Origin of the sequence: Curtobacterium sp. MCBD17_030, assembly GCF_003224255.1 — a bacterium.
Classification (GTDB): domain Bacteria; phylum Actinomycetota; class Actinomycetes; order Actinomycetales; family Microbacteriaceae; genus Curtobacterium.
This window is the reverse complement of sequence record NZ_QKLI01000005.1, coordinates 47,398-68,708: the sequence shown is the minus strand read 5'-3', so window position 1 is coordinate 68,708 and position 21,311 is coordinate 47,398. Positions and strand designations below refer to the sequence as shown.

The window sequence follows — 21,311 nt, the reverse complement described above, 5'->3', positions numbered from 1 at the left end:
GGGCCCACGAGGGCATCCTCAGCCCGGCGCGGGCGGCCCGCGATGTCGGCCGCGGTGGGTACCGTACGACCGTGCCACCGACCACCCTGATGCCCGCGCCGGACCTCGGCTCGGTCGCTCGCGCACTGGTCGACGACCCGGCGCAGCAGGCCGTGCTGACCCTGCCCGACGGGGTGCACGCGGCGGTCATCGGCGCCCCGGGGACCGGCAAGACGAGCACGTTGACCCGACTGGTGGCCGATCGGTACACCCGCCCCGGTGCGGTCGACCCGGCAGGGCACGCGACCGTCCTCGCACTCACGTCGGCGCGCGTCGCCGCGACCGCGCTCCGCGACCGTCTGGCCGCCGCGGTGGACCGGGTCACGCCGGGCGCCCTGGCCCGCACGGTCAACTCCCTCGCCTTCCAGGTGGTCGCGCACGCGGCGGCCGCACAGGGGCAGGACGCACCGACCCTCCTGACCGGCGGCGAACAGGACCGGATCATCGCGGACCTCCTGGACGGCCACGAACTCGACGGCACGGGTCCGGACTGGCCGGCACCGATCACCGAGGTGGTCCGCGAGCGTGCGGGTTTCCGGACCGCGCTCCGCGACCTCATGATGCGCGCGGTCGCCGCCGGCATCGAACCCGACGACATGCGGGAGCTCGGCGACGACACCGGACACCCCGAGTGGCGCGCCGCTGGCGACTTCGTGGACGAGTACCGGGCGGCCGTCACGGCGTTCCGGTCGACGAGCCTCGACGCCGCCGAACTCGTCGCCTTCGCCACGGCAGCCGTGCTCCGCGGCGAACTGCCACCGGCCGTCGCCGCACTGCGCCTGGTGGTCGTCGACGACGTGCAGGAACTCGTCGAGGGCGAGATCGCGCTGCTCGGTGCCCTGGCCCGCTCCGGTGTGCAGGTGGTGGCGTTCGGTGACCCGGACATCGCCGCCTCCGCGTTCCGCGGCGGCGTGCCCGACGTGCTCGGTCGGCTCGGCCCGCGCCTCGGGGTCGCGCACGTGCAGGAGATCGTGCTCGGCACCGTGCACCGGCACGCCGCGCCGGTCCGCGCGCTGGTCACCGGCATCACCGGGCGCATCGGCACGGCCGCCGCCGGTCGCCAGCGTGCAGCCCTCGCCCGGGAGGCCCGTGGCCGCTTCGACGCGGTCCTGCACCTCGAAGCACCCAGCCGTTCCGCGATGGTGGCCGCGGTGGCGAGACGCCTCCGCGAACACCGGCTGCTCGACGGCGTCCCGTGGCACCGGATGGTCGTCGTCACCCGCAGCGGTGCGGCGATCCCCGAACTGGTCCGGGCGCTCTCGGTGGCGGAGGTCCCCGCCACGGCCGGCGCCGCGCCGACCCGTCCGCGTGACGACACGGCGTCCCGGACGCTGGTCGACGCCGCCGCCGTCGCGCTCGGGGTCGTGCCGCTCGACGCCGACCTGGCGACGTCCTTCGCGACCGGGCCGCTGGGAGGGCTCGACACCCTGGCGATCCGTCGGCTCCGCCTGGCGCTCCGCCGTGAGGAGCTTGCCGGTGGCGGGACCCGCACGGCCGACGAACTGCTCGTTGACGCGCTGGGCGCCCCGGAACGCCTGGCCACGATCGACGCCGCCTTCGCCCGACGTGCGATGCGGCTCGCGACGAGCTTCGTGACCGCACGGCAGGACGCCGAGTCGGGTGCGAGCATCGAGGAGATCCTCTGGGGCCTCTGGGAACGCAGCGGTCTGGCCGGCGTGTGGCGGTCGCAGTCCGTCGCCGGCGGGGTCGGCGCGGCCGAGGCGGACCGGCACCTCGACGCGGTCGTCGGGCTGTTCACCGCCGCCAAGCGCTTCGTCGAGCGGACGCCGGACGCCCCCGCCCGGGTGTTCGTCGACGACCTCCTCGGTGCGGACCTGCCGGAGGACTCCATCGGGCCGGACCGGACCGCCGGACGGGTCCGCGTGCTGACCCCCTCGGCCACCGTCGGACTGGAGTGCGACGTCGTGGTGGTGACGGGCCTCCAGGACGGCGTCTGGCCGAACACCCGCGTCCGCGGCAGCCTGCTCGACCCCGACGGGCTGGTGCGGGCGGCGGCGGGGATCCCGCACTCGCCGACGGACGACCGCGCCGCGGTGATCGGCGACGAACTCCGCCTGTTCGCGCGGGCGGTGTCCCGCGCGACGACGCAGGTCGTCATCGCCACGGTCGCGAACGACGACGAGTCACCCTCGCCCTTCGTGCGGCTGGTGCCGGTGCCGCCGGACCGGCAACCGTCGGCGCACCCGCTGTCGTTGCGCGGGCTCGCCGGGTCGCTGCGTCGCCGTGTCGTGGCGACCGGGGACCACGAGGCCGCTTCGGCGCTGGCCGGGTTGGCGGCCGAGGACGTTCCCGGCGCGGCCCCCGACGACTGGTACGGCATCGTCGAACCGTCCACGGACGCACCCCTGGTCGACCTGGAGGCCGAGCCGGTCGTGCCCGAGGACGTCGACGGGGACGCCGCTGAGCCGGTCCCGCCGACGGTGGCGGTGTCGCCCTCCCGGATCGGCACCTTCGAGGAGTGCCCGGTGCACTGGTTCGCGCAGACGTTCGGCGGCGGTGCGCCGAGCCCGGCGATGGGCATCGGCACGATCGTGCACGAGGCGATGGAGCACGCCACCGACGTGGACGTCGAGTCGCTGTGGCACCGGGTCGAGGAACGCTGGGACGAGCTGGTCTTCGAGTCGCCGTGGGTCGCGGACCGCGAGCGCGCCCGCACCCGACGGATGATCGAGGGCCTCAGCGACTACCTGCGCACCTTCGCCAGCGCGGGTCGACGGGTGCTCGGGGCCGAGGCCTCGTTCGCGCTCGTGACCGGGCCGGCCCGGGTCCGCGGGAGCATCGACCGCATCGAGGTCGACCCCGACGGCCGGATCAGCATCGTCGACCTGAAGACCGGACGGTCCATGCCGAGTGAGAAGAACGACATGCCCGGGCACCCGCAGCTCGCTGCCTACCAGCTCGCCGTCGCGGACGGGGCGGTCGAGGGGGTGCCGGAGGGTGCGGAGACCACGGACGCCCGGCTCGTCTTCGTGCAGAACCCGAAGGGCGTGCACGCGTACTCCGAGCGGACGCAGCGGGCCCTCGACCCGGAGTCACGCGAGGCCTACCGGGAACGCCTGCACACCGTGGCACGCGGCATGGCGGGACGGACGTTCCTGGCCAACGTCGACGACCACTGCGACCGGGCACGCACCGGCACCGAGTGCCGGATCCACGTGGTGGGGGAGGTCACCTGGTGAGCGACGAGACCACGGTGGACGAGACGGCTGCGTCCGTCGCAGCGTCCCCGGCTGCGGCCCCCGCGTCCGCACCGACCGGAGGCGCGGTACCGGATGCGCGCCCGGCCCGCCGCCGGTACGGGGCCGACGAGATCGCCGACGCCCTCGGCAAGCCCCGGCCGACCGAGCAGCAGCGCGCCGTGATCGAGTCGCCGCTCGCCCCGGCCCTCGTCGTCGCGGGTGCCGGCAGCGGGAAGACCGAGACGATGGCCTCCCGCGTCGTCTGGCTGCTCGCGAACGGGTTCGTGCAGCCTGACCAGGTGCTCGGGCTGACCTTCACCCGGAAGGCCGCCGGGGAGCTCGGCGTCCGCATCAACGACCGGATCGGTGCGCTCGAGGACGCCGGGCTCATCGAGGCCGGGGACGCCTTCCTCGCGCCGACCGTCTCCACCTACAACGCCTTCGCGAACGCCGTCTTCCGCGAGAACGCCCTGCTCGTCGGGCGGGACGGCGAGTCCCAGGTGCTCACCGAACCCTCCGCGTGGCAGCTCGCCCGACGGGTCGTCGTGGGCGCTCGGGACGACCGCCTCGCCGGCCTCGACCGGAACGTCGACACCATCACCGCCGCGGTCGTCGCGCTCGCCGGGGCCGCCTCCGAGCACCTCGTCGACCCGGCCGACCTCCGCCGCTTCTCGATCGACTTCGGGGGGCTGCTCGAACTGCCCGGGTCGAGTCGCGGCACGCCGTACAAGGCCGTCACCGACGCCGTCGCCGCGGTCGGGTCCCTCGAACCGCTCGCGGACCTGGTCGAGGAGTTCCGCCGACAGAAGGTCGACCGCGGCTTCGTCGAGTTCTCGGACCAGATCGCCCTGGCACTCGCGGCCGCCGACGCTGCCCCGCGGGTGGCAGACGACCTGCGCTCGCGGTTCGCCGTCGTGCTGCTCGACGAGTACCAGGACACCTCGGTCGTGCAGACGCGGTTCCTGGCCCGGCTGTTCCGCGACCACCCGGTGATGGCGGTCGGGGACCCGCACCAGTCCATCTACGGCTTCCGCGGGGCCAGTGCGGCGAACCTCGCGCGCTTCCCGGCCGACTTCGGGGACCCGGCGGGCGAACCGGTCGTCACCTACGCCCTGTCGACCAGCTGGCGGAACCCGGTCGACGTGCTCGCCGCCGCGAACGCCGTCGTCGAGCCGCTCTCGAGCGCGTCCGAGGTCCAGGTGGAACGCCTCGCACCGCGGCCCGGCGCCGATCGCGGCAAGGTCAGCGCGGTGTTCCCGGAGACCCTGCCGGAGGAGGCCGACGCGGTGGCCGCCTGGTTCGCGGACCACCGGGCACGGAACCCCGGCGGGTCTATGGCGCTGCTGCTCCGTGCCCGGAAGGACCTGTCCGCCTTCACGGCGGCGCTCGGAGCCCGGGCCGTGCCGTACCACGTGCTCGGGACCGGCGGACTGCTGCAGCGACCGGAGATCGTCGACCTGGTGGCGTGTCTCCGCGTGCTGCACGACCCGGCCGCGGGCAACGACCTCATCCGGCTGCTCGCCGGTGCCCGGTGGCGGATCGGGGCAGCGGACATCGTCGCGTTGCACGGCCTGGCCCGCTGGCTGTTCGGCCGCGACCACACGCACCGACGGCTCGACGACGAGGTCACGGCGGCGTTCCGGGCATCGGTCGCGGCGGGGGAGCACGGGTCCGTCGTCGACGCCCTCGACTTCGTCACGACCGCACCGGACGACCACTCCGCGCTCGCCGACATCAGCCCGGCCGGACGGGAGCGCATGCGGGCCCTCGGGGCGCAGCTGTCCTCGTTGCGAGCCCGTGCCGGCGGCGACCTGGTCGACTTCGTCACGCTCGTCGTGCAGGAGATGCGGCTGGACATCGAGGTCACCGCGCACGAGCAGGGCGGCTCGGCGTACCTCGACGCCTTCGTCGACGAGCTCAGCGGCTTCGTGCAGACCGACGACCGGGCTGACCTCGGGGCCTTCCTCGGCTGGATCGACGCGGCCGCCCGCCGCGACGACATGGGTCCGCGGTCCGAGGAACCCGAGGGCGGCACCGTCCAGATCCTCACCATCCACGGGTCGAAGGGGCTCGAGTGGGACGCCGTCGCCGTGCCCCGCATGGTCGAGGGCGGACTTCCGGCCCGGCCGCAGGAGGGCTCGACCGGCTGGCTCGGCTTCGGTCGGCTGCCGTACGAGTTCCGCGGCGACGCCGACGAACTGCCCCGCCTGCACTGGCGCGGGCAGGAGACCCAGAAGGACGTGGTCGACGCGATCGACGCCTTCAAGGACGAGGTCAAGGCCCGGAACGAGGACGAGGAACGCCGCCTCACCTACGTCGCGCTGACCCGGGCCAAGCACGAGCTGCTCGTCAGCGGGTCGTCGTGGTCGACCGGTGTGAAGCCGACCGCACCGAGCCGGTACCTGCACGACCTGGTCGACGCCGGCGTGCTCGACGCGGGCCGCATCCCGGACAGCACCGCGCACGAGACGAACCCGCTCGGGGACCAGGGCGCGTCGCAGACGTGGCCGCACGTGCCCTTCGGCTCCCGCGGGCCCCGTGTGCTCGCCGCCGCCGACCGGGTCCGGAACGCGAACCCCGGTGCCGCCGGTCGCTACGCGGCGGACATCGACCTGCTGCTGGCGGAACGCCGGGCCTCCCGGTCAGCCGCGCACCAGGTCGTCGTCCCGCACCGGGTGCCGGCGTCGGGCTTCAAGGACTACCTCGGCGAACCGGACCGGGTGGCCGAGCGGCTGCGCCGACCGATGCCGGAGCGGCCGTACCGCGCGACGCGCCTCGGCACCCTCTTCCACCAGTGGGTCGAGCAGCGCGCACGGGGTGGGGCGCCGGCGGCGCTCGGCGGATGGGACGGCGGGTTCGACGCGTGGGACGGCGAACTCGACGCCGATCCGGACGAGACGACCGCGGGCGGTCCGGCCTCCGCTGGCGACGTCGCGGTGAGCGACGACGACGCCCGACGGCTGGCCGACTTCCAGGACACCTTCGCCCGCTCACGGTGGGCGGGGCTGACCCCGGTCGAGGTCGAGCGCGAGATCCACATCCCGTTCCTCGGGCACAGCGTCGTCTGCAAGCTCGACGCCGTCTACGAGATCGACGGACGCATCGAGGTCGTCGACTGGAAGACCGGCAAGGCCCCGAGCGGTGCCGACGACCTGGACCGTCGGCAGTTGCAGCTCGCGCTGTACCGCGTCGCGTACGCCGAGTTCACCGGTCGGCCGATCGAGGACGTCGACGCGGTGTTCTACTTCGTCGCCGACGACCTCGAGGTCCGACCGTCGTCGCTGCTCGACCGTGCCGGACTGGAGCGCGCCTGGCGCGAGGCGATCGGCTGACGCTGGTCGGGCCTCCCGGGCCTCCCGGCCGTCCCACGGGCCGGACCTGCGCCCGCCGCGTCAGCTGTGGCGGCGCTCGGTGGACGAGAGCAGCTGCTCGACCTCGCCGATCTCCATCGTCTCCGGCGACACCGCCTGCAGCGGCGCGGCGGACGGGGCGTGCACGGCCTCGGCGAGGCGGTGCATCATCGCGACGGCGTCGTCGACGACCTCGGTGCTCTTGACCTGCACACCGTGCAGCAGCCACTGCGCCGTCTCGAGTTCGTGGTGCACGCGAGCACGCTGCCCGAGCTGCCGGTCACGGCCGCCGCCACCGGCGGTGTAGGCGCTGAGGACGGTGTCGAACGCCTCACGGCGTCCGGCGAGCACCCACGCCAGGTCCTTCGCCGGGTCGCCGAGACGCAGCTCGCCCCAGCCGAGGACCCCGGTGACGTCGTCGCCGCGGACCAGGATCGAGTCGAGGCCGAGCGACCCGTGCACGACCGTGGGCGTGAACTGCCACAGCTGCTGGTCACGGGCGGCGCCCTCCCAGCGTTCCCGGAGCGCGTCCGGCACCAGCTTCGTCGCGACGGCGCGGTCCATCACGGACACCGCGGACCGCAGCACCTCGAAGGGGGTGAGGGACGGTAGGCCGGCGTCGGTGACGAAGCTCGTCGGCAGGACGTGCAGTGCGGCGATCGCCCGGCCGACGCTGGTGGCGAGCTCGGGCCGGTCGGTCAGGTCACGGAGCGCGGGGTGCTCGCCCTCGACGTAGGAGGTCAGGATGGCTCGGGTCGACCCGATGGGTGCCTGGCCGCGGTACTCCGGGACGGCGAACGGGAGGCGCGTGCGGATCCCGGCGCTCAGGGCGCGGATCGCGACGAGGTCGGCGGACTGACGCGCTTCAGCCCGCTGGTTCCGGGGCCGGCGGATCGCCGAGGACCGTCCGTCGACGTCGCGGACGACGGCCGACTCGTAGTCGCCACCGGCCACCGAGCCGAGCGTGCGTGTGCCGGTCAGGACCAGTCCGGGCACGGCCGTGGTCGCCAACGCGGCTAGAGTGAACTGCGATCCCGCCATGCCCAACAGGGTAGGTCCGCGGCGCATCCGATCGGTGCGCGCCACGCTGACCCGGGACGTGTCGACCACCAGGAGATCCGTGTGACCGTGGAGTTCGCCGCCCGGCTGCCGCTCGCCCGCAACGAGCTCGACCGCGACGCAGAGCACCGTTCCACGCGCGACCTCGAGCGGGTGCTGCGCGCCGACCCGACCACGCGCTTCCTGCCCGTCCACGGCGGCGCGATGCTGCGGAACGCCGACGGCACGCTGCGGTTCGTCGACGCCGACCAGGTGCCGGACGACGCCACCCTGCTGTACCTCGGTCGTGCGGTCAGCGATGCCCCGGACGCCCCGGCGGGCACCCGCTTCGTCGCGGCGCTCGTCGACGACGCGGCGGCCGCCCGGATCGAACCGGACACCGACGTGTGGGAGAACCTCCGCATGTTCGGCACCGAACTCTCCGCCCGCGACCAGGGTCTGGCGGTCGAGGCCGTCGCGATGGCGAACTGGCACGCCGTGCACGGGTTCTCGCCGCGCACCGGTTCGCCGACCGAGTCCACCGTGGGCGGCTGGGTCCGCCGTGACCCCGAGGGCCACCAGCACTTCCCCCGCACCGATGCCGCGATCATCGTCGGGATCACCGACGGGCAGGACCGGATCCTGCTCGGCTCGAACGCCGCCTGGGACGCGAACCGGTACTCGTTGCTCGCCGGGTTCGTCGAGCCGGGGGAGTCCCTCGAGGACGCCGTCCGCCGCGAGGTCTTCGAAGAGGCCGGCGTCAGCATCGAGGAGCCCGAGTACCTCGGCTCGCAGCCGTGGCCGTTCCCCGCGTCGCTCATGGTCGGGTTCCGTGCCCGGGCGGTCGACGGCGACCCGTCCACCGCCCGCCCCGACGGGGTGGAGATCATCGACGTCCGCTGGTTCTCGCGGGACGAGATCCGCGACCAGGCCGGGAAGACCGTCCTGCTGCCCGGCCGGACCTCCATCGCCCGCGTGATCATCGAGGAGTGGTACGGCGGGCCGCTCGACCTGCCGTGACCCTCGCAGCCGGTCCCGCCGACCCGACGACCCCGTCGCCGGACGCCCTGCTCGCCGCGCTCGACGCGGATCAGCGCACCGTCGCCCGGACGCTCCTCGGGCCGGTCGCGGTCCTGGCCGGCGCCGGCACGGGCAAGACCCGAGCGATCACCCACCGGATCGCGTACGGCGTCGCGACCGGCACCTACTCGCCGAACCACGTCCTGGCCCTGACCTTCACCACCCGCGCGGCCGGTGAACTGCGCTCCCGGCTGCGTGCCCTGGGCGCCGGAGCCGTGCAGGCCCGGACGTTCCACGCGGCGGCGATGTCGCAGCTCGGGTACTTCTGGCCGGACACCGTCGGCGGCCACGCCCCCGGACTCGTGGAGTCGAAGGGCCGGGTGATCGCGCACGCGGCCGACACGATCGGTCTACGGGTCGACACCCCGACGCTGCGGGACCTGGCCGGCGAGGTCGAGTGGCGGAAGGTGCAGCGGCTCACCTACGACGAGTACGAAGCGGCCGCACCCGAGCGCACCATGCCACGGGACACCTCGCCGTCGCGGGTCGTCGACCTGATGCGCGCCTACGAGCGGCTCAAGGACGACCGCCGACAGATGGACTTCGAGGACGTGCTCCTGCTGACCCTCGGCATGGTGGAGTCCGAGCCCCGGGTGGCGTCCTACGTCCGGCAGCAGTACCGGTTCTTCGTGGTGGACGAGTACCAGGACGTCTCGCCCGTGCAGCACGACCTGCTCCGGGCCTGGCTCGGCGGTCGGGACGACCTGTGCGTCGTCGGGGACGCCAGCCAGACGATCTACTCGTTCACGGGAGCGTCGAGCCGCTACCTGCTCGGCTTCGGGTCGGAGTTCCCGCGCGCATCCGTCCTCCGGCTCGAGCGGAACTACCGGTCCACTCGGGAGGTCGTGCACGCCGCGAACGCCCTGATGCGCGGGCAGCCGGGAGCGCTGGACCTCGTCGCGCAGGAGACCACGCCCGGACCCGACCCGGTCGTGCTGCCCTGCGTGCACGACGGCGACGAGGCGGCGACCATCGCCCGCCGGATCGCCGAACTGGTGGCCGGCGGTGCCGCGTACGGCGACTGTGCGGTGCTGTTCCGCGTCGGCGCACAGTCCGCCGCGATCGAGTCGGCGCTCGCCCGCAACGGGATCCCGTACCGGGTGCAGGGCGGCAAACGCTTCTTCGACCGGCCGGAGGTCAAGCTCGCGGTGCACCACATGCGCGGCGAGGCGGTCCGGCAGACCGACGACGAGCTGCTGCGACGCGTCGAGCTCGTCCTGCAGATCAGCGGCTGGACCCGCACCCCGCCCGAGGGCACCGGAGCGGTCCGTGAGCAGTGGGAGGCCCTGCAGGCGATCATGCAGCTCGCCGAGGCAGCGCCCGCCGGCACGACCATGCAGCAGTTCACCGCCGACCTGGTCGACCGCGCGGCCACCCACCACGAGCCGGAGCTCGACGCCGTCACGCTCGCGACGTTGCACTCGTCGAAGGGCCTGGAGTGGCCGCACGTGGTGCTCGCCGGCGTCGCCGAGGGGTTGCTGCCCATCTCCTACGCCACCACCGACGACGGCATCGACGAAGAGCGTCGTCTGTTCTACGTCGGCATCACCCGTGCTCGTCGTTCCCTGACCATGACGTGGTCGGCGCAGGGCTCGTCACGGGGCGGACCCCGGGTGGCGAGTCGGTTCCTGGCAACGATCGGCACGCACACCGCGGATGCGGAGCGACCCACCGGCGCGTGACCGACAGGTCAGTCCGGTCGAACACCAGCTGCTCGGCGTCCGGCCGCTGCACCACCAGGGGGAGTCGGTCGAGGACCGAACGGGTCACCGTCGCCGCGACGGTCGCCGCGCGCCACGGTGACAGCGCCGCCGCCGGCCGCCCCCACACCTGCGCCGCGATCGCCGGCCACGCGGGGTCCGCATCGGTGCGCTCGAGCTCCACGCACTGGAGGCACGGGCCGGCTCCCGGCACCAGGAACGGCCCGACGCGCACCCGGCCGTCCCCGACCACGACCGGCAGGTGCGGCACCGAGCGCCGGGTCCAGGCCGCGCGGACCGTCGGATCGGTGACGTGGTCGGCGACGAGGACCGCCAGCGCCGGAGGCGGGTCCGGCTCGGGCACCGGCCCGCCCCGCGGTGTGAGGGTCCGGACGACGGTCACGCCGTCCCCGGTGAGCATCCGGTCGAGTTCGTCCGCGAGGGGACCGGCCCCGGCGACCTCGACCCGGGCGAGGGGTTCCGGCAGCATGTCGACGACCGCGGCGGCAGCGTCACCCAGGACGCGTGCGGCGGCGGCCGGTGCGCACCCGACGCTCCGAGCGAGCCCCGCCATCACGTCACGGGCGGTCTCGCGTCGCAGCGCGCAGAGGAACCGTTCCTCGGCCGTGGTCGGGACCGGCACCACTGCGCGCGGCGGGTCGACCCCGAGCTGCACGGTGCACGGGTCGCGCCACACGAACTCGAGCGACGGATCGATGCGGATGCCCATGTCGTCAACGCTGGCGCACCACGGACTCCGGCGGCGGCGGGCAGCGCGATCTGTGGAGAACCCCCGGCGGACCGGCGAGTGTGGACGGGAGGCGGGACGCGCCTCCCGTCCGGGACGACTACTGCTGCTGCGGGCCGCCGACCGGGCCGCCGGTCGGGCCGTCAGCCTGGCCACCGGCGCTGCCGTCCTCGCCGGTCTCGTCGATCCCGCCCGCCTCGTCCTCGTGCGGACGATCGTCGGTCGCGTCGTTGAGCAGGTCCTCGAGCGCACGGTCGAACGCGTCGTCCTCGGCGGACTGCGACGGATCCCGCAGCCGGGCGACGAGCGACTCCGGCGCGTCGATGTCGTCCGAGCCGGGCACCAGGTCGAACGCGGCCCAGAGCGCGTCGCGCTGGTCGGCGCCGAGCTCGTCGGTCACGCGCTGCCACATCGCGGCGGCCTCGCGCAGTCGGCGGGGGCGGAGCTCCAGGCCGACCAGCGTGGCGAACGCCGACTCTGCGGGACCACCCGCGGCACGGCGGCGCCGGACCATCTCCGCGATCGCACCGGCGCGGGGGAGACGCGCGGTGGCGGCGGCCGTGACGGTGTCGACCCAGCCCTCGACCAGGGCGAGCATCGTCTCGAGCCGGGCGAGGGCGGCGTCCTGCTCGGGCGTCCGCGGCGGGATGAGCGCTCCGGAGGCCAGCGCGTCACGCAGCTGCTCCTGGTCGGTCGGGTCGATGCCGGACAGCGATTCCTCGACCCGGTCGAACGGGATGTGGACGCCCTTCGCGTACTCGGTGATCGACGAGATGATGTGCAGGCGGAGCCAGCGGGCCGAGCGGAACAGCCGGGCGTGTGCGAGCTCGCGCACCGCCAGGTAGATGCGGACCTCGTCGACCGGGACGTCGAGCCCGTCGGCGAACTCGGCGACGTTCTGCGGCACCAGGGCGGCGACCTGTTCGTCGAGCAGCGGCACGCCGACGTCGCCGCCGGACACGACCTCTTTCGCGAGCTGTCCGACCACCTGGCCGAGCTGGATCGCGAAGAGCGCTCCACCGACACCGCGCATCGCCTTCGAGACGTCGCCGAGCATCGCCTTGAGCTCCTCCGGCGCGCGCTGGTCGATGGCCTCGGTGAGGGCGGTCGCGATGCTCGATGCGACGGGTTCGGCGATCTGCGACCACACCGGGGCCGTCGCCTTCGCCCACTGCTCGCGGGTGTAGACGCTCGGCGTGGCGGTCAGCTCCGCCACCGTGGTGACCTCGTCGAGCCAGAGGGCGGCGACCTGGAACGCCTGAGCCGACGCCTGGGCGGTCGCGGGGTCGAGCGGCTCGGCGCCCTCCCGTGCGATGGTGGCGGCACGGTCGGCCGTCACCGTGAAGTCGATGCCGTCCGACCCGGTCTGCGCGGCACGCTGGAGTTGGCTCATCAGTTCGGCGACGGCGGCGGGGTCGTTCGGCAGGCCGGCGGCACCGGCGAGCTGCGACGGGTCGATCTGCCCCTCGCCGGACAGGAGCTTGCGGAGCATCTCCTGGAAGTCGTCGTCCGGCCCCGGCTGCGGTTCATCAGGCATGCCGACTACGCTAACCGCTGCCCGCGGGCCCGGACCTGTGACCGGCCCGGGCATCCGCCCGGACGGCTGCGCCGTGGGCGAACAGCCTCCGGAAGGACCCTGCGTGACCCTCTTCGCCCCCGCTCCCCGTCGTCGTTCGCGATCGCGGACGGTCGGGTGGGTCTTCGTCGCCGGAGCCGTCGTGCTGGGTCTGGTCGCGAGCGTGCTGCCGAGCCCGTACGTCATCGAGATGCCCGGCCCGGTGTTCAACACGATCGGCACCCAGCGGCAGGGGACCGGCAAGGACGCGAAGGACGTCGAACTCATCCAGGTCGACGGACACCGCACGTACCCGACCTCCGGGGCGCTCGACATGCTCACGGTGAGCGTGCAGGGCACCGCGACCGAGCGGCCCTCGTGGACCAGCGTCGTCCGCGCACTGTTCACGAAGTCGCAGGCGGTCGTGCCGGCCAGCGCGATCTACCCGCCCGGCACCTCGACCGACCAGGTCAACAAGCAGGACGCCGCAGACATGACGAACTCGCAGCAGTCCGCCGTCGCCGCCGCCCTGATCCACCAGGGGTACCGGATCCCGACCGAGCTCGAGGTCGGCAGCATCCAGGACGGCTCCGCTGCCGAGGGTGTGGTCCGGACCGGGGACGTCGTCACCGCCTTCGACGGGAAGTCCCTCCGCACCAACGCCGACGCGACGACGCTGCGCGAGCTCGTCGCGGAGCACGGCACCTCGTCGCCCGCGACGGTCACGGTCGAGCGTGACGGCGCGACCCGCGAGCTCTCGCTGACGCCCCGCTCCGAGCAGGGCACGGCGCTCATCGGCGTCGGGGTCGTCGAGCACTACGACTTCCCCTTCGACGTCGACATCGAGCTCCAGGACGTCGGCGGCCCCTCGGCCGGCATGATGTTCGCGCTCGGGATCATCGACGAGATCACGCCGGGCAAGCTCAACGGCGGCCGACACGTGGCGGGCACCGGCACGATCACGGCCGACGGCGAGGTCGGGCCCATCGGCGGGATCCGCCAGAAGCTCTACGGTGCCGAAGCGGCCGGCGCCACCGTGTTCCTCGCGCCGAAGACGAACTGCGACGAGGTCGTCGGACACGTGCCGGCGGGCCTCGACGTCTACGCCGTCTCCACCCTCGACCAGGCCGTCACCGACCTGCAGACGATCGCCGCCGGCCGCAGCACCGCCGGTCTGGAGCGCTGCACGACCTGAGCGCCCGGTCGGACGGGGGACGGGCCTCCCGGCCGGACGGGAGGAACGTGGCGACTTCCTGAGACGCGGCACAGGTTCACTGTCGGCCGGGGCGAATAGGATCGTCAGCACTGACGGCTCGGCCTGCCGGCGCCGCCGGTCCGACACGTCTGGAGCACAACAAGTGACGAACCCCTCGACCACCGCGGGACGGCGCTCGCCGCGAGTCCCGATCGTGGTCACGATCATCGTGCTGGCCGCACTGGTGATCGGCTTCTTCATCTTCGCCAGCCTCTACACCGACTACGCGTGGTTCACGCAGCTCGGGTTCGAGCGGGTCCTGACCACCAGGTGGCTCGCCGGGACGGCGATGTTCGTCGCCGGGTTCCTGGGCATGGCGGTCCCGGTGTGGCTGAGCATCACGCTCGCCTTCCGGTTCCGTCCGGTCTACGCGAAGCTCAACTCGCAGCTCGACCGCTACCAGCAGGTCATCGAACCGCTGCGCCGCGTCGTCATGCTCGGCATCCCCGCGGTGCTCGGCGTCTTCGCCGGTCTCGCGACGGCCCCGCGCTGGAGCATGGTGCTGGAGTACTTCAACCGCACGCCCTTCGGCAAGACGGACCCGCAGTTCGGTCTCGACATCGGCTTCTACGTCTTCGAGCTGCCGTTCTGGCGTGCCGTCGTGGCGTACTCGTCCGCGGTCGTCCTGATCGCCGGGCTCGCCGCCCTGGCCGCCACGTACCTGTACGGGGCGCTCCGCTTCGGTGGCCGCGAGGTCCGGATCTCGCGTGCCGCCCGTGTCCAGCTCGCTGTCACGGCAGGCGTCTACATCGCCCTGCAGGCAGCCAGCCTGTGGCTCGACCAGTACGCCGCGTTGACCAAGGACAACTCGCTGATCACCGGTGCGCAGTACACCGAGGTGAACGCGACCATCCCGGGTCGCGAGATCATGGCCGGCATCGCCGCGATCGTGGCGATCCTGTTCATCGTGACGGCGGTCATCGGCCGCTGGCGCATCTCGATCGTCGGTACCGGCCTGCTCCTGGTCGCGGCGATCGTCATCGGCGGCATCTACCCGTGGATCGTCCAGCGCCTCCAGGTCGCACCGAGTGAGCGGTCGTTCGAGTCGGCGTTCATCCAACGGAACATCGACGCCACCAGGGACGCCTACGACGTCGCGGGTGTCAAGGAACGCGACTACGACGCGACCACCACGGCGACGTCGGGTGCGCTCTCGGAGGACGCCCAGACCACCGCGAACATCCGCATCATCGACCCGAAGATCGTCGCTGACACGTACAGCCAGCTGCAGCAGTACCGGCAGTACTACCAGTTCCCGGACCAGCTGGACGTCGACCGCTACCAGGTCGACGGGAAGACCGAGGACACCGTCCTGGCCGTCCGTGACATCGACCTCGACGGGCTCGGCTCGTCGGCGACGCAGTACAACCGCACGTTCGTCTACACCCACGGCTACGGCGTCGTCGCGGCGTACGGCAACCAGCGTGCCAGCGACGGCAAGCCGGTCTTCATCGAGTCGGGCATCCCCGCCGGCGGCGACCTCGGCAAGTACCAGCCGCGCGTGTACTTCGGTGAGAACTCGCCCGCGTACTCGATCGTCGGGGCGCCGAAGGGCACCAAGGACGTCGAGCTGGACTACCCGTCCGGATCGGACGACAACGACGGCAACGCCACCACGACCTACGCGGCCGACGGTGGTCCGACGATCGGCAACTTCTTCAACCGTCTGGTCTACGCAGCCAAGTTCCAGTCCGAGCAGATCCTGCTCTCGAACGCCGTGAACGCGGACTCGCAGATCCTCTACGACCGTGACCCGGTGCAGCGCGTCGGCAAGGTCGCGCCCTACCTGAAGCTCGACAAGGACGCCTACCCGGCGATCGTCGACAACCGCATCCAGTGGGTCGTCGACGGGTACACCACGAGCAACGCGTACCCGTACTCGCAGAGCCAGAGCATGACGGACAGCATCAACGGCACCGACACCGGCAGCTTCCGCACCGACCAGGTGAACTACATCCGGAACTCGGTCAAGGCCACGGTCGACGCGTACACGGGCAAGGTCACGCTCTACGCCTGGGACACCACCGATCCGGTGCTGAAGACCTGGCAGAAGATCTTCCCGACGTCGCTGCAGCCGGTCTCCTCGATGAGCGCCGACCTGCTGTCGCACGTCCGCTACCCGACGGACCTCTTCAAGGTCCAGCGCAGCATCCTCGGCACCTACCACGTCACCAACGCCAACTCGTTCTACTCGGGCGACGACGCGTGGACGACCCCGGTCGACCCGACCTCGACGTCGACGAGCGCGGGTGACTCCGACTCGGCCGGCTCCGGCTCGGGGACGAACACGACCACGACGAACGCGCTCGGGACGCAGACCACCGCGACGAACCCGGATCAGCAGGACCCGTACTACCTGACGATGAAGGTCCCCGGCTCCGGCACGGCGTACTCGCTCTACAGCACGTACATCCCGAAGCAGAACTCGTCGTCGAACGCCCGGAACGTCCTGACCGGCTACCTGGCCGTCGGGTCGGACGCCAGTGGGGCGGGCAAGGGCAAGAAGGGCAAGGGCTACGGCAAGCTGACGCTGCTGACGATCCCGAAGACCGACAGCATCCCCGGACCGTCCCAGGTGCAGAACCTGTTCAACTCGGACCCGACCGTGTCGCAGGAGCTCAACATCCTGAAGCGCGGGAACAGCACGGTGAAGCAGGGCAACCTGCTGACCCTGCCGGTGGGCGGCGGCTTCCTGTACGTCCAGCCGGTGTACGTGCAGTCCACCTCGAGTGGTTCGTACCCGCTGCTGCAGAAGGTCCTGGTGGCCTTCGGCGACAAGATCGCGTTCGAGGACACCCTCGACCAGGCACTCGACGAGCTCTTCGGCGGCAACTCCGGGGCGGCCGCGGGCGACTCCGGTGCCGCATCCGGTTCCGGTTCGGACTCGGCGGACACCGGGTCGGGCACGTCCACCGGTGGCAGCTCGACCGGCGGCAGCTCCACCGGCGGTGCGACGGGTGGCGCCACGGGCGGTTCGTCCGCGGGCAGCACGGACCCCGACGTGCAGCAGGCCCTCTCCGACGCCGACAAGGCACTCCGGGCTCGCGAGCAGGCGTACGCCGACAACGACCTGGTCGCGGCGGCCGAGGCCGACAAGCAGCTGCAGGAGGCCATCGAGGCCGCCATCGCCGCGGAGGGCAGCAGCGCCCCGCAGGGGTGAACACGCCGAGCGGGGTGCTCGATTTGGCACCCCGCTCGGGTCCGTGTAGTGTTTTCCATGTGCCGCGGGGTGGAGCAGTTCGGTAGCTCGCTGGGCTCATAACCCAGAGGTCGTAGGTTCAAATCCTGCCCCCGCAACCAACGCGACACGAGAAGCCCCGGTCCTCACGGACCGGGGCTTCTTCGCGTTCACGGCGGACTTGGCTGGCCGCGTTCGCTGTCCGGGAGGCCCGGTGCCAGCTGGCACCGGGCCTCCCGTCCGCCACCGGGCCGAGTCGCGGACTCGCGCTGTTCTTCAGCTCGTGGCGCCGTGCGCCACGGACGCCGTGTCCGAGGACGTCGATGCTCGCGAGCTCGTCCGCGGACAGGGCCACCTCGGCGGCGGCGACGTTCTCCGCGACGCGCCGCGGGTTGCGCGACCCTGGGATGGGCACGATGTCGTCGCGTTGCGCGAGGATCCACGCGAGCGCGAGCTGGGAAAGCGAGATGCCCTTCTCGTCGGCGAGCTCGGTCAGGCCGTCGACGACCGCGGTGTTGGCGTCCCAGTGCTCGGGTGCCCACCACTCCAGCCACTGCCGGATGTCGTCCGCCGCGTACGCGCTCCGCGGCTGCACGGCTCCGCTGAGGAAGCCGCGCGCCAGGGGTGAGTAGGCGACGAGGCCGATGCCGAGCTCGTCCACGACGGGGAACAGCTCCTCGGACTCGCGGGCGAAGACCGAGTACTCCGTCTGCAGCACGGAGATCGGATGCACCGAGTGTGCCCGGCGGATGTTGCCCGCGTCCGTGTTCGACAGCCCGAGGTAACGGACCTTGCCGGCCTGCACGAACTCCTGCATGACTCCGACGACGTCCTCGATCGGTACCCGGGGGTCATGCACGTGCTGGTAGAGCACGTCGATCGAGTCGGTACCGAGGTTGCGCAGGCTCGCGTCGACGACCTGCCGGATGTGGTCGAGCTGCGAGTTCGGGGCGAAGGTGTCGGGCGTGAAGCCGAACTTCGTCGCGATGGTGACCTCGTCGCGGATCGGTGCGAGGGCGGCGCCGAGCAGGCGTTCGCCCGTTCCCCACCCGTAGAGCTCCGCGGTGTCGAAGTGGGTCACACCGAGTTCGTGGGCGTGCCGGATCGCGGTGATCGACTCGGTGTCGTCGCCGGGCCCGTACGCGAAGGTCGTCCCCATCGCGCCGTAGCCGATCGCGCTGACGACGAGGCCCTGTCGTCCGAGTGTGCGTTGCTGCATGTCGTTCTCCTCTCGAGTGGATGTCTGTTGGCAGACTACGCCGATCCTGGCAGAGAGTGTCAAGTGCGGCTCATCCTGTCATCGCGGTAGACTCGCACCATGAGCGAGACGACGACGCCGACGCGGAACGTGCTGCGCGACATCACGCGCGACGCCGTCCGGGCGCGCATCGCCGCGGTGGCCATCGCCCGCTTCGACGCGGACGGCTTCGACCGGGTCACCGTCGAGCAGGTGGCGGCCGAGGCAGGGATCTCGGCTCGGAGCTTCCACCGGTACTTCCCGGCGAAGGAGGACGCGGTCATCGGCGATCCGGCACGGCACCGAGACGCCCTCGCCGCGGCGTTCCGGGACCAGCCGGACGAGGAGCCCGTCTGGACGGCCCTGCGCGAGTCCTTCGCGACGATGCTCGTGCACGGCGGCGACGACCCGGAGACCGGACGTCGTTCCGTCCGGGTGATGACGAGCACACCGTCGCTCCGTGCGCGGAACCTGGAGAAGCACCAGGCGTGGGCCGAGGCGCTCACACCACTGGTCGCCGATCGTCTCCGCGGGACGGACACCGACCTGCGTGCGCGGACGATCGTGCAGGCGGCGCTCGCGTGCTTCGACGTGTCGATCACGACCTGGGCAACGGGCGACGACGACGTGGTCGCGATCCTGCGGCGTTCGTTCGACGTCCTCGACGTCCGGTGCTGACGGGCCGACGTGCGGTTACCCTGACACCGTGACGACCCTGACGATCGCGGCAGCCCAGTTCGCCCCCGTGGACGACCCCGCGGCGAACCTCGAGACCGTGCGGGCGGCCGCGATCGACGCGGTGGCGCGCGGCGCGCGGCTCCTGGTCACCCCCGAGTACACGTCGTACTTCACCCCGGAGATCGACGACCGGTTCGTCGCGGCAGCCCAACCACTCGACGGTCCCTTCGTGACGGGACTCCGCCGGATCGCGCGCAGCACCGGGATCGCGCTCGTGGTCGGCGTCGCCGAGGCGGGGGAGACCGCGGACCGCTTCCGCAACACCCTCGTGGCGATCGCTCCGGACGGTTCGCTCGTCAGCACGTACCGGAAGGTGCACCTCTACGACGCCTTCGGCTCCCGCGAGTCCGACCACATCGAGCCCGGCGACCCGGAGCAGCTGCCGGTGTTCACGTTCGACGGCGTCCGGGTCGGGCTGGAGACCTGCTACGACCTGCGCTTCCCCGAGGTCACGCGCCGCCTGGCGACGCCAGAGCACGGTGCTGCCGACGTGGTGGTCGTCCCGGCGGAGTGGGTGCGCGGGCCGGGCAAGGAGCACCACTGGCGGACGCTGCTCACGGCGCGGGCGATCGAGAACACGGTGTGGGTGCTCGGCGTCGGGCAGGCGCCGCCCGTCGGCGTCGGGGGATCGGTCGCACTCGACCCCACCGGCACCGCCGTCGCCGCGCTCGGGGCCGAGCCCGGGCTGCTGGTCACGACCGTCGACACCGCGGTCACCGAGCGCGTGCGGACCGTCAACCCGTCCCTGTCACTCCGCCGGTACGACGTGCGCGCGCGGGGCTGAGGGCGACAGCGCAGCCGGGCGACCGCCGCCGACGGGTCGCCGGGAGGCGCTCAGACAGCCGCCGGGAGCCCCGCCAGCCGGGCTACGGCCTCCTCGAGCACCGAGCGCCGCTTGCAGAAGGCGAACCGGATGAGGGACCGGTACCCGTCGACGTGGTCGGGCCGGACGAACGCGGACACGGGCACACCGACGACGCCGGCGATCCCCGGGAGCTCCAGGCAGAGCGCCCGGGCGTCGTCGTACCCGAGGGGTGCCGCGTCCGCGATGACGAAGTAGCCGGCGTCCGGCCGGAGGACGTCGAAGCCGGCGGCGGCGAGGCCCTCGGCCAGGATCTCCTGCTTCGCCCCGAGATCGGCCGCGATGCCGGCGAACACCGCGTCGGGCAGTCGCAGCCCGGTGGCGATCGCCGGTTGGAACGGCGCCCCGTTGACGAACGTCAAGTACTGCTTGACGGTCGTGATGGCCTGGACCAGCGCCGGGGGAGCGGTGAGCCAGCCGATCTTCCACCCCGTCGTGTTGAAGGTCTTGCCGGCGCTGGAGATCGACACGGTCCGTTCGCGTGCCCCGGGGAGTGTGACCGGCGGGACGTGCGTGCCGGCGAACGTCAGGTGCTCGTAGACCTCGTCGGTGACGATGACCGCGTCGGACCGCTCGGCGAGCTCGACCACGGTGCGGAGGACCTCGACCGGCAGTACCCGACCGGTGGGGTTGTGCGGGGTGTTCACGAGGACGACGCGGGTGCGGTCGGAGAACGCGGCACGCAGGTCCGCCTCGTCCGGCAGGAAGTCCGGGGCCCGGAGCGGGACGGTGACGTGCGTCGCACCGGCCAGGCGGATGAGGGCACCGTAGGCGTCGTAGAACGGCTCGAAGGTGATGACCTCGTCGCCGGGCTCGACCAGGGCGAGCAGGGTGGCGGCGAGGGCCTCGGTCGCGCCAGCGGTGACCAGGACCTCCCGGTCGGGATCGACGTCCAGGCCGTACCACCGTGCCTGGTGTTCCGCGACGGCAGCGCGCAGGTCCGGCGTGCCACGGCCCGGTGGGTACTGGTTCGTACCGGTGCGGATCGCGCGGACCGCGGCCTCCAGCACCTCGACCGGACCGTCCTCGTCGGGGAAGCCCTGCCCCAGGTTGATCGCCCCGGTCGCCGCCGCCAGGGCGCTCATCTCGGCGAAGACGGTCGGTGCCGGCACCCCGTCGGCTCCCAGGAGCATGGCGCCCTCGGCGGCTCGCAGCCACGGACCGGTCTGCCGCATGAGCGACCCCTCTCGACGTCGGGGCACCGGCCGGGAGGCGCGGCGCACGCTGGCCACCAACCTAGCGTCCGCCCCGTACCGGCCCGGGAGCCGCGGGCCTCCTGCGCGGACCGCGCACACAGCGGACGCATACGATCGGCTTGGCCACCTCGCAGG

Annotated in this window: 12 protein-coding genes, 1 tRNA gene and 1 pseudogene; 9 read left to right on the top strand and 5 right to left on the bottom strand. The window is 72.6% G+C overall.

All coding sequences use genetic code 11. The features are described from left to right. Positions 1-71 precede the first annotated feature (71 nt). Both DEI89_RS06645 and DEI89_RS06640 read left to right on the top strand, forming a co-directional pair. Entirely contained in the window at positions 72-3,239 is a 3,168-nt protein-coding gene (locus DEI89_RS06645) for a UrvD/REP family ATP-dependent DNA helicase (protein WP_146236699.1), read from the top strand. Continuing rightward, entirely contained in the window at positions 3,236-6,571 is a 3,336-nt protein-coding gene (locus tag DEI89_RS06640; protein ID WP_110903260.1) for an ATP-dependent DNA helicase, read from the top strand. Before DEI89_RS06645 ends, DEI89_RS06640 begins: the two co-directional genes overlap by 4 nt. Positions 6,572-6,631: 60 nt before the next feature. Here the strand turns inward: DEI89_RS06640 and DEI89_RS06635 are convergent, their stop codons facing one another. Then, the gene (locus tag DEI89_RS06635) at positions 6,632-7,630 is read right to left on the bottom strand and encodes a phosphotransferase (protein ID WP_110903384.1); all 999 of its coding nucleotides are present in this window, start codon (positions 7,628-7,630) and stop codon (positions 6,632-6,634) included. 81 nt (positions 7,631-7,711) lie between these two features. Between DEI89_RS06635 and nudC the strand changes: the two genes are divergently transcribed. Continuing rightward, a complete protein-coding gene (gene nudC, locus DEI89_RS06630; protein ID WP_110903259.1) occupies positions 7,712-8,647 on the top strand; it encodes an NAD(+) diphosphatase in 936 nt (311 codons plus the stop codon). Next, entirely contained in the window at positions 8,644-10,389 is a 1,746-nt protein-coding gene (locus DEI89_RS06625; RefSeq protein ID WP_181421531.1) for an ATP-dependent helicase, read from the top strand. The genes nudC and DEI89_RS06625 overlap by 4 nt, the downstream gene beginning before the upstream one ends. Here DEI89_RS06625 and DEI89_RS18040 read toward each other — a convergent pair. Further along, positions 10,340-10,828, bottom strand: a pseudogene (locus tag DEI89_RS18040) (TOMM precursor leader peptide-binding protein); the annotation flags it as partial. The gene DEI89_RS06625 and the pseudogene DEI89_RS18040 sit on opposite strands and share 50 nt — an antisense overlap. A 427-nt stretch (positions 10,829-11,255) precedes the next feature. Then, entirely contained in the window at positions 11,256-12,692 is a 1,437-nt protein-coding gene (locus DEI89_RS06615) for a zinc-dependent metalloprotease (RefSeq protein ID WP_110903257.1), read from the bottom strand. A 103-nt stretch (positions 12,693-12,795) separates the two neighbouring features. On the opposite strand from DEI89_RS06615, the gene DEI89_RS06610 reads away from it, so the two are divergent. From DEI89_RS06610 to DEI89_RS06600, 3 genes are all read left to right on the top strand, one after another. Beyond that, positions 12,796-13,905: a PDZ domain-containing protein gene (locus DEI89_RS06610; protein WP_258366474.1), complete on the top strand. Its 1,110-nt coding sequence runs from the start codon at positions 12,796-12,798 to the stop codon at positions 13,903-13,905. Between the two features lie 163 nt (positions 13,906-14,068). Beyond that, positions 14,069-17,125: a UPF0182 family protein gene (locus tag DEI89_RS06605; protein ID WP_258366127.1), complete on the top strand. Its 3,057-nt coding sequence runs from the start codon at positions 14,069-14,071 to the stop codon at positions 17,123-17,125. 63 nt (positions 17,126-17,188) lie between these two features. Continuing rightward, positions 17,189-17,265 (top strand) — tRNA-Met (locus DEI89_RS06600). On the opposite strand, the gene DEI89_RS06595 is transcribed toward DEI89_RS06600, so the two are convergent. Next, entirely contained in the window at positions 17,244-18,362 is a 1,119-nt protein-coding gene (locus DEI89_RS06595) for an aldo/keto reductase (protein ID WP_110903255.1), read from the bottom strand. The genes DEI89_RS06600 and DEI89_RS06595 overlap by 22 nt on opposite strands. 99 nt (positions 18,363-18,461) lie before the next feature. On the opposite strand from DEI89_RS06595, the gene DEI89_RS06590 reads away from it, so the two are divergent. After that, positions 18,462-19,058 carry a TetR family transcriptional regulator gene (locus tag DEI89_RS06590; RefSeq protein WP_110903254.1) on the top strand — a complete coding sequence of 199 codons (597 nt, stop codon included), beginning with the start codon at positions 18,462-18,464 and terminating at the stop codon, positions 19,056-19,058. Between the two features lie 28 nt (positions 19,059-19,086). Further along, a complete protein-coding gene (locus DEI89_RS06585) occupies positions 19,087-19,902 on the top strand; it encodes a carbon-nitrogen hydrolase family protein (RefSeq protein ID WP_110903253.1) in 816 nt (271 codons plus the stop codon). 50 nt (positions 19,903-19,952) lie between these two features. On the opposite strand, the gene DEI89_RS06580 is transcribed toward DEI89_RS06585, so the two are convergent. Continuing rightward, entirely contained in the window at positions 19,953-21,155 is a 1,203-nt protein-coding gene (locus DEI89_RS06580) for an aminotransferase class I/II-fold pyridoxal phosphate-dependent enzyme (RefSeq protein ID WP_110903252.1), read from the bottom strand. Between the last annotated feature and the right edge of the window lie 156 nt (positions 21,156-21,311).

Excerpts from the sequence above, each read along its gene's own strand:
- DEI89_RS06590 (WP_110903254.1), top strand. The coding sequence starts at position 18,462 with ATGAGCGAGACGACGACGCCGACGCGGAACGTGCTGCGCGACATCACG.
- DEI89_RS06580 (WP_110903252.1), bottom strand. The coding sequence starts at position 21,155 with ATGCGGCAGACCGGTCCGTGGCTGCGAGCCGCCGAGGGCGCCATGCTC.
- DEI89_RS06635 (WP_110903384.1), bottom strand. The coding sequence starts at position 7,630 with ATGGCGGGATCGCAGTTCACTCTAGCCGCGTTGGCGACCACGGCCGTG.
- DEI89_RS06595 (WP_110903255.1), bottom strand. The coding sequence starts at position 18,362 with ATGCAGCAACGCACACTCGGACGACAGGGCCTCGTCGTCAGCGCGATC.
- DEI89_RS06615 (WP_110903257.1), bottom strand. The coding sequence starts at position 12,692 with ATGCCTGATGAACCGCAGCCGGGGCCGGACGACGACTTCCAGGAGATG.